The 6,924-nt window shown below is 72.2% G+C and carries 6 protein-coding genes and 1 pseudogene; 6 read left to right on the plus strand and 1 reads right to left on the minus strand.

The genetic code is table 11. From position 1 onward, the window contains the following. Positions 1 to 88: 88 nt before the first annotated feature. Positions 89 to 1,156: a hypothetical protein gene (locus GA0115240_RS03720; RefSeq protein WP_093735207.1), complete on the minus strand. Its 1,068-nt coding sequence runs from the start codon at positions 1,154 to 1,156 to the stop codon at positions 89 to 91. 194 nt (positions 1,157 to 1,350) lie between these two features. On the opposite strand from GA0115240_RS03720, the gene GA0115240_RS03725 reads away from it, so the two are divergent. From GA0115240_RS03725 to GA0115240_RS03750, 6 genes and pseudogenes are all read left to right on the plus strand, one after another. Next, positions 1,351 to 2,637, plus strand: coding sequence for a hydroxyacid-oxoacid transhydrogenase (locus GA0115240_RS03725; protein ID WP_093735208.1), 1,287 nt, complete (start codon positions 1,351 to 1,353; stop codon positions 2,635 to 2,637). Continuing rightward, positions 2,634 to 4,091, plus strand: a complete 1,458-nt coding sequence (locus GA0115240_RS03730) for an aldehyde dehydrogenase family protein (protein ID WP_256069528.1) — start codon at positions 2,634 to 2,636, stop codon at positions 4,089 to 4,091. Before GA0115240_RS03725 ends, GA0115240_RS03730 begins: the two co-directional genes overlap by 4 nt. 54 nt (positions 4,092 to 4,145) lie before the next feature. Next, the gene (locus GA0115240_RS03735) at positions 4,146 to 4,610 is read left to right on the plus strand and encodes a helix-turn-helix domain-containing protein (protein ID WP_176724976.1); all 465 of its coding nucleotides are present in this window, start codon (positions 4,146 to 4,148) and stop codon (positions 4,608 to 4,610) included. Continuing rightward, a complete protein-coding gene (locus GA0115240_RS03740; protein WP_093735210.1) occupies positions 4,610 to 5,593 on the plus strand; it encodes a GlxA family transcriptional regulator in 984 nt (327 codons plus the stop codon). Before GA0115240_RS03735 ends, GA0115240_RS03740 begins: the two co-directional genes overlap by 1 nt. A 13-nt stretch (positions 5,594 to 5,606) precedes the next feature. Continuing rightward, positions 5,607 to 6,674: an aspartate-semialdehyde dehydrogenase gene (locus tag GA0115240_RS03745; RefSeq protein ID WP_093735211.1), complete on the plus strand. Its 1,068-nt coding sequence runs from the start codon at positions 5,607 to 5,609 to the stop codon at positions 6,672 to 6,674. Beyond that, positions 6,671 to 6,924: pseudogene (locus GA0115240_RS03750) on the plus strand (aspartate kinase); the annotation flags it as partial. The gene GA0115240_RS03745 and the pseudogene GA0115240_RS03750, both read left to right, overlap by 4 nt.

The following is a 6,924-nucleotide window of genomic DNA, read 5'->3' on the forward strand; positions in this document are numbered from 1 at the left end:
TCTTCTTGGTCGCAATCATGGCGGTCTCCTTCCTGCTCTGTGGTGCGCGATGTGCTGCCGCCCCGGTCCGCCGGCGAGTGAGGGACGCTCAGTGAGCGCCCACCAGCCGCTCCACGGTGGGGAGTTCGGAGTTCCCGATGAGCGCGGTCCCGTTGCTGCCGAGGACCTTCGTATCGGGCACGATCATGTCGAGGTGGTACTGGGTGAACGGGGTCAGGCCCAGGCCGATGTGCAGGCACCCCTCGGTCCCGCCGTACACCTCGTTCATGGCGTGGTTGCCGGGCATCAGGTCCAGGGAGGTGTTCAGCGCGTGGCCGATCTCCCAGACGATGCGGTAGCGCGAGTCGACCGCGAACATCTGCTCCAGCATCTCCACGGCCGGGGCGGCGCCGGGATCCAGCGCCTCCAGCGTGGTGATCCGGCCGCGGACCACGGTGGCCTTGACGGCGTGCTCCCGCATGGCTGCCAGCTTTCCGTGGATCCGGGCCTGGTCCAGCCGCGAGAAGGACGGCGTCCCGTTGTGCAGGATCGGGTAGCCGCGCAGCACGATCTCCCCCTCCAGGGGGAGGTGCAGGTCCTCGTGGAAGTCGGTGATCTCGATCGGCAATACGCTGATCTCTCCGGCGGGGACGATCTGCTGGTCCCCCCATTCGAGCGGCCCGGCCTGCTGGTTCCAGACCAGTCCGTCGCTCAGGTGCTGCAGGACGGCCCGGGTGCCGTGGACGCGGTCCACGTACTGCAGATGCTCGGCCTCTTCGGCCAGTTCGAAGAAGGTGTCGGAGAAGGCACCTTGTTCGGAGGCGGAGGTGGCTTCCATCACCCCGAGGAAATGGCGGATCTCCTTCATGGTGGTGGGCGTCGAGTTGCACGCCATCGCCATCAGTTTCCGCCGGCCGCCGAGCAGTTCCGGGTCGGGCGACTGGAAGAACCGGTACGGTGAGACGACCAGGATATGAGCCGGCTCCGGGATGACCTTTTCCAGCAGGTCCTCGAACCGGTCGCCCTCGCTGAAGGGTATCGTCAGGTAATTGTCGTAGGGGGCGTCTCGCACCACCGTGAACTCGTCGATGAGCTGAGGATTGGTCACCAGGCAGAAGGTGCTGCCCACGGCCTCTCCGAGCTGGCTGAGCTTGCCCGGGTCGATCTGTACGGTCATGCGATCCTCCTCGCTTCCCTTGGTTCGCCTCCACCATCACAGCTGCGGCGGCCGGCCACCATGGGCCCATCGTCCCTGTGGCCTTCTGGGACCATCGCCTCATATCCGCCGCCGGAAAAGCTGACTTAAGTGAGTGCGGGGTCTGCCGTCCGCAGGCTGCCGCTATTTCCGTCCCGGAGGACTTGTGATCGCCCATGGAATCCACTGAGCAGATCATTACCTGGCAGGCGCCGGCGCTGAAATTCGGCGTGGGTGCGAGCGAGGAGATCGGTTTCGAACTGGTCCGCGCGGGCCTGCGTTCGGTCCTGCTGGTCGCCGATCCCGCGCTGTCCCGGCTGGGGTCGGCGCGCCGGCTGGCGAAGCTCATCGAACAGGAGGGCATCGCGGTCGAGATCTTCGACGGGGTCCGGATCGAGCCCACCGACACCGGCTGCGCCGAGGCCGCGGCGGAACTCGCGCACCTGCGGGTGGACGGCTATGTCGCCCTGGGCGGCGGCAGCACCATCGACACCGCCAAGATGCTGAATCTGCTGGGCAGTCACCCGGGCCGGGAGGTGCGCGACTATCTCAACCGGCCGATCGGGGGCGGCGCCGCCGTCCCCGGCCCGCTCAAGCCGCTGATCGCGATGCCCACCACGGCCGGCAGCGGCAGCGAGTGCACCGCCATGGTGGCCCTGGGCATCACCGGGATGGGCCTGAAGACCGGCATCAGCGACCGGGCGCTGCGGCCCTCGCTCGCGCTGGTCGACCCGCTGCACACGCTCACCGTGCCGCCGGCGGTGACCGCGTCCTCCGGCTACGACGTGCTGACGCACGCCTGCGAGTCGTACACCGCCCGGCCGTACGACCGCCGCGCGCCCTACGCCTCGCCGGGGGACCGCCCGCTGTACATCGGCGCCAACCCGATCAGCGACGTGTGGGCCGAGCAGGCCCTGGTCCTGGTGGGCCGCTATCTGCGCCGGGCCGTCCTGAACCCGCGGGACCTGGAGGCCAGGATCGGCATGAGCCAGGCGGCCGGCTTCGCGGCCATGGGCTTCGGCAATGCCGGCACCCACCTGCCGCACGCCTGCGCCTACCCGGTAGCCGGCCTGGTCCGTGACTACCGTCCGCCCGGCTACGAGGTGGACCGCCCGCTGGTGCCGCACGGCTCCGCGGTGGTCTCCACCGCCGCGGCCGGCTTCACCTTCACCTACCCCACCGACCCGCAGCGGCACCTGCGCGCGGCGGAGTTGCTGGGCGCCGACCTCAGCGGCGTCACCGCGGCCAACGGCGCGGACGTGCTGCCGGCCGCGCTGCGCGCGATCGTCGCCGACACCGGCGGACCGCAGGGCATCGGCAGCTTCGGCTACGGCCACCGCGACCTGCCCGCCCTGGTCGAAGGGGCGATGCAGCAGCAGCGGCTGCTGGTGTGCTGCCCCCGGCAGGCCGGCCCGGACGACCTGCGCCGGATCCTGGACGCCTCGCTGGCAGGGGCGGCGTGACACCGGCCGCCGGGCTCCCCCGGTATCCGGCCCTGATCGGCGGGCGGCCGGTGACCACCGCCGGCTGGATCGACAGCCTGGACCCGGCCGACGGCGCCGCCTTCGCCCGCGTCGCCCGCTGCGGCCCCGAAGAGGTCGCGCAGGCGGTGGAGTCCGCCCGGCACGCCTACGAGCGGACCTGGCGGCGTACCACCGCCGAGCAGCGGGGCGGGGTGTGCCGGCGGATCGCCGCGCTGCTGCGCGCCGAGCTCTCCTCGCTGGCCGGCCTGGAGAGCCGGGACACCGGCAAACCGATCAGCCAGGCCCGCACCGATGTCGAGGTCGCCGCGCGCTACTTCGACTTCTACGGGGGCACCGTCGAGGCGCTCGGCGGCGAGACCGTGCTGAACGGCCCGGACCTGCTGGCCTTCACGCTGCGCGAACCGTACGGCGTGTGCGGGCACATCATTCCCTGGAACTACCCGCTGCAGGTGGCGGCCCGCACCGTCGCCCCGGCGCTGGCGACCGGGAACACCTGCGTGCTCAAGCCCGCCGAGGAGGCCTCGCTGAGCTCGCTGCGGCTGGGCGAGCTGGCGATCGAGGCGGGCCTGCCGCCCGGCGTGCTGAACGTGGTGCCCGGCTACGGCCACGAGGCGGGCGCGGCGCTCAGCGGTCATCCGGGGGTCGACCACCTCGCCTTCACCGGCTCCCGGGAGGTCGGCGAGCTGGTGATGACCGCGGCGGCGCGGAACATCGTCCCGGTCACCCTGGAACTGGGCGGCAAGTCCGCGCACCTCGTCCTGCCCGACGCCGACCTGGCCCGGGCCCTGCCGCTGATCGTCGGGTCCATCACCGAGCACGCCGGGCAGAACTGCTCGGCCGGCAGCCGCGTCATCGCCCACGAGTCCGTGTACGTTGGGCTCATAGCCGGTCTGGCGGACGCCTTCCGTGCCCTTCGGATCGGACCGGGTCACACCGATCCCGACATGGGGCCGCTCATTTCCGCCAAGCAGCGCTCCCGGGTCCTGGGCTACCTCGAACAGGGCCGCCAGGACTGCCGGCTGGTCACCGGCGGCGCGGTGCCCCCCGGGTCCCGGTACGCGGACGGTTTCTACGTCGAACCCACGATCCTGGCCGAGGTCACCTCGAAGCACACGGTCTTCAACGAAGAGATCTTCGGCCCGGTCCTGTGCGTCACCCCGTACAGCACGCTCGACGAGGCGATCGGGCTGGCCGAGCACACCAGTTACGGCCTCGGCGCCGGAATCTGGACCCGCGACCTGGCCGCGGCGCACCATCTGGCCCGCGAGTTGCGGGTGGGCCAGGTCTTCGTGAACAACTACAGCGCGGCCGGCGGGGTGGAACTCCCCTTCGGGGGCTGGAAGCGCTCGGGCATCGGAGTCGAGAAGGGCTTCGAGGCGCTGCGCGAGTACAGCCGTGGCAAGACCGTTGCCATCCGGACGGCACTGACCTGACGCCCACTCGGGCTACGGGGGAATCCTGCCCTGAAGAGGTGGACCATGCGTTCCGTGCGAACAGCGTCCCGACACCGCGGCGGTGCCTGCGTGGCCCGCAAGGGCACGTCGTTACGAGGCGGAGCGGTGATCCCGCCCCCCGCCGAACCGGCCCGTACCGAGCTGAGTGACGGACTGGACCGGCTCCGCCTCGCGCTGGCGGTGGTCCAGGACATCCTGGACAGCGCGGCAGCCGACCTGTCCGCCCCGCCGCCCCGGCCCGATCCGGACGCCGAGACCGTGCAGGGCTACCGGCACTCCCTGTCGCTGCTCACCGCCCGCGAGTCCCAGGTCCTGCTGTCCATCGCGGGCGGCATGTCCAACCGCAGTGCCGCCCATGTGCTGAGCATCTCGGAGAAGACGGTGAAGAACCACCTGTCGGCGGTCTTCGCCAAACTCGGCGCGGTCGACCGGACCCAGGCCGTGGTGATCGGGATCCGCGGCGGCGCCATCACCCTCGACCAGCCCCTCAGCGCCTGATGGCCGGCGGCAGGCTGGTCAACGTGGCCGCGGTGCTGCTCGACAACGTCCATCCCTTCGAACTCGGCGTCGTCTGCGAGGTCTTCGGCATCGACCGGCGGGCCGACGGCCTGCCCGGCTACGATTTCGCCCTGGTGGCCGCCGAGTCGAACGCATCGGGGTCGGTCCGGGCCGTGCCGGGCTTCACCATCTCCGCCGCGCACGGCCTGGAGCGGCTGGAGCAGGCCGACCTGATCGCCGTCCCGGTGGCCGACGACTTCCACGAGCGGGAGTTCCCGCCCGAACTGCTGGCGGCGCTGCGCCGGGCGGTGGACCGCGGCGCGCGGGTGCTCAGCGTGTGCGTGGGCGCGTTCGTGCTGGGCGCGGCCGGTCTGCTGGACGGGCGCGACTGCACCACGCACTGGCGCTACTCCGACGCGCTGGCCCGGCGTTATCCGCTGGCCCGGGTCGTACCGGAGGTGCTGTACGTCGACGACGACCCGGTGATCACCTCGGCCGGCACCTCGGCGGGCATCGACGCCTGCCTGTACCTGGTCCGCAAGCTCCAGGGCAGCGAGGTGGCCAACGCCATCGCCCGCCGCATGGTGGTACCGCCGCACCGTGACGGGGGGCAGGCCCAGTACATCGAGCGTCCGCCGGCCCGCTGCGGTGACGCGGATCTGGGCGACGTCCTGTACTGGATGGAGCAGAACGTGGGCGAGGAACTGACCGTGGACAAGATCGCCGCCCAGGCCGGTCTGGCCCCGCGCACCTTCGCCCGGCGCTTCCGCCAGGAGACCGGCACCACGCCGTACCGCTGGCTGCTGGAACGCCGGACGCTGGTCGCCCAGGAACTGCTGGAGAGCGGCGACGAGACCGTGGAGGCCATCGCCGCGCGGACCGGCTTCGTGAACGCGGCGGCGCTGCGGCACCAGTTCACCCGGGCCCTGGACACCTCTCCGCGGGCCTACCGGCGTGCCTTCCGCGGGCCCGCCCCCCGATGAGACGAGGCGACGCATGATGCGGATCGCGGTGATCGGCGCCACCGGAGTGGTCGGCCGCGAGTGCCTGGCCCTGCTCGGCGACGCCGCCTTCCCGGTGGACCGGGTCGTCCCGGTGGCCTCGCCGCGCAGCGCCGGACGCGACCTGGCGGCCGAGTTCGGCCTGTCCCGCGCGCTGGACCCGGTGACCACCTTGGACCGGCTCGATCCCGGGGAGGTCGACGTGGCAATCCTGTGCGCGGGGGCCGAGTTGAGCCGGCAGGCGGCCGAACGGCTCGCGGGCGCCGGGGTCCTGGTCGTGGACAACAGCTCCGCCTTCCGGGGCCGGCCGGACGTTCCGCTGGTCGTGCCCCAGGTCAACGGGCAGGTCCTGCGGCAGCGGCCGCCGAGCGGCCTGGTGGCCAACCCCAACTGCTCGACCATCCAGCTCGTCCGGGCGCTGCACCCGCTGCACGCGCTGGCCGGACTGGACCGGGTGGTGCTGGCGACCTACCAGGCGGCGTCCGGCGGGGGGGTGCGCGGGCTGGCCGAACTGGCCGAAGCCTCCGCCGCGTTCCTGGCCGACCCGGGACGGCCGCCCGAGGAACCCGGCCGTTTCGGGCAGCCGCTGGCCTTCAATCTCATTCCCGAGATCGGGCCGGCGGACGTGTCGGGATTCAGCCACGAGGAGCGCAAGCTCGTGGCGGAGTCCCGCCGGATCCTGGGACTGCCCCTGCTGCCGCTGACCGCCACCGCCGTACGGGTGCCGGTCTTCCACTGCCATTCCGAGGCCGTGCACGTCACCTTGCGCGAGCCGGTCACGGCGGCCGCCGTCGAGGACGTGCTGGCCGCCGCGCCGGGGCTGCGGGTCCACCGGCGCGGCGGCGGGCCGGGCTACCCGATGCCGCGCACCGCCTGCGTGCGCCCCGAGGACCGGGCGCTGGTCCACGTGGGCCGGGTCCGGGTCGATCCGGACGACCCGCGGGCGGTGTGGCTGTGGATCGTCGCCGACAACCTCTGGGTCGGGGCGGCGCTGAACGCGGTGCAGGCCGTCGGGCTGGCGGTGGGGTACGGATGGCTGGGCGGAACGTCCGCCGCCGCGTGAACGACTCTCCCGCCGTGCTGAAGTTCGGCGGATCCGTCTTCGCCGACCTGACCGGCTTCGGGGAGGTCGCCCGCTACGTGGCGGCGCGTGTTGCGGCCGACGGCAGACCGGTCGTCGTCGTGGTCAGCGCCATGTCCGGTACCACCGGCAGCTTGCGGCAGGTGCTCGACCAGGTCGCGCCACGCGCCCCCGGGCCGGCCGCGGCGATGCTGCTCACCAGCGGAGAGACCGTCAGTGTCGCCCTGCTCGC

It is taken from the genome of Streptomyces sp. DvalAA-14 (genome assembly GCF_900091855.1).
Taxonomy (GTDB): domain Bacteria; phylum Actinomycetota; class Actinomycetes; order Streptomycetales; family Streptomycetaceae; genus Actinacidiphila.